This window comes from Micromonospora sp. 4G55, assembly GCF_016803375.1.
The window spans coordinates 1-1456 of sequence record NZ_JAEVHN010000925.1; the positions used below are offsets into that span (position 1 = coordinate 1).

Genomic DNA, 1456 nt, shown 5'->3' on the forward strand with positions numbered 1-1456 from the left:
TGGCGACCAGGCGGCCGGCGGAGCAGGGCGCGGATCACTTGCCCGCCGCCTCCACGGCCGCGGTGATCCCGGCCGGGGTGCGGTCGGCGACCTCCCTGCCGTTGACCTTGATGGTCGGCGTGCCGGTGACGCCGGACCTGCTGGCGTCCTCGGTCACCTTCTCGGTCCACGGCTTGTACGTCCCGTCCTTCACGCAGGAGCCGAACTCGTCCCGGTTCAGGCCGACGCCCGCGCCGATGTCGATCAGCTCGTCGTTGCTGAGCCCGGCGCTGCCCTCCGCCGGCTGCCGCGCGAAGAGCGCGTCGGTGAACTCCTTGAACTTGCCGCCCTGGGCGGCGCAGCCGGCGGCGGCCGACGAGCGGGTGGAGTATTCCGTGGTGGAGAAGCGGTTCAGGTAGGCCACCGGGTGGAAGATCACCCGGGCCTTGCCGTCCTTGACCAGCTGGTCGATGGTGGCGCCGCTGACCTGCTGGAACTGCTTGCAGGCCGGGCAGAGGTAGTCCTCGTAGAGGTCGATGGTGACCGGGCCGTCGCCGATCACGATGCCGGTGCCGGCGTCGTTGGCGCCGGGCGGCGCGGTGGACTCGTCGGCGCGCTGGCTGGACCAGACGCTCCAGCCGATCAGGCCGGCGATCACCAGGACGACGACCGCGGCGACGGACGCCCAGAGCGTGCGCCTGCGTCGGCTCTCCCGGGCCAGTTGCTCGCGGACCACCCGGGCGGCGTCCCGCTGCCCCTTGCGACTACTCATCGTCGTCCTCCACGGCGGGTTCGCCCGCCAGCCAGCCGTCCACCGAGACGGGGGTGCGGGGCCAGATCAGCAGGAACCCGGCCAGCGCCAGGAATCCCAGGTCCCGGAGGATCTCCGGGAGGTAGCTCGGGGCCTGCCCGGCGGCGAGCTGACCGCCGCTGCCGAAGCAGCCGCAGTCGATGGCCAGCCCGCGGCTCCAGGCCGAGACGATGCCGGTGACGAAGACCATCAGCAGCGCGGCGGAGACGCCGGCGGCGAGCCGGGTGGCCAGGCCGACCAGCAGGATCGCGCCGAGCGCCAGCTCTACGAAGGGCAGCGCCGCGCCGACCACGGTGGCCACGTCGTACGGCAGTAGCTGGTAGGCGTTGACCGCGCGCCCGGAGGCGGCGAGGTCACCGACCTTGGCGGCGCCGGCGACGAGCCAGACGGTGGCCAGGCCGAGCCGGGCGGCCAGCCCGATCCAGGGGCGGACGGCGGGCCAGCGAGCGGCCCGGATGCGGGGTGCGGTCACGATCATTGGTCGTCGCGTCCGGCCGATTGGTTCCATCGGTCAGCGGGCCAGCGCGTCGCCGACCGCGTCGACCAGGTCGTGCCGGGCCCGGGCCACCCGGGAGCGGATGGTGCCGACGGGCACCCCGGCCACGGCGGCGGCCTCGGCGTACGAGAGGCCGAGCAGCTGGGTCAGCACGAACGCCTCGCGGCGCT

General features: G+C 73.8%; 3 protein-coding genes. All 3 read right to left on the minus strand.

Translation table 11 applies throughout. The features are described 5' to 3' along the window. Positions 1–34 precede the first annotated feature (34 nt). Positions 35–751: a thioredoxin domain-containing protein gene (locus tag JNW89_RS36190; protein WP_238452427.1), complete on the minus strand. Its 717-nt coding sequence runs from the start codon at positions 749–751 to the stop codon at positions 35–37. Continuing rightward, on the minus strand, positions 744–1268 hold the full coding sequence (locus tag JNW89_RS36195; RefSeq protein ID WP_238452428.1) for a MauE/DoxX family redox-associated membrane protein: 525 nt from the start codon (positions 1266–1268) through the stop codon (positions 744–746). The genes JNW89_RS36190 and JNW89_RS36195 overlap by 8 nt, the downstream gene beginning before the upstream one ends. A gap of 33 nt (positions 1269–1301) precedes the next feature. Further along, positions 1302–1456, minus strand: a 155-nt coding sequence (locus JNW89_RS36200) for a sigma factor-like helix-turn-helix DNA-binding protein (RefSeq protein ID WP_305070576.1), incomplete at its 5' end; no start/stop codon positions are given.

What these genes read in the sequence shown, in the direction of transcription:
- JNW89_RS36190 (WP_238452427.1), bottom strand. Translation starts at nt 751, where the DNA reads ATGAGTAGTCGCAAGGGGCAGCGGGACGCCGCCCGGGTGGTCCGCGAG.
- JNW89_RS36195 (WP_238452428.1), bottom strand. Translation starts at nt 1,268, where the DNA reads ATGATCGTGACCGCACCCCGCATCCGGGCCGCTCGCTGGCCCGCCGTC.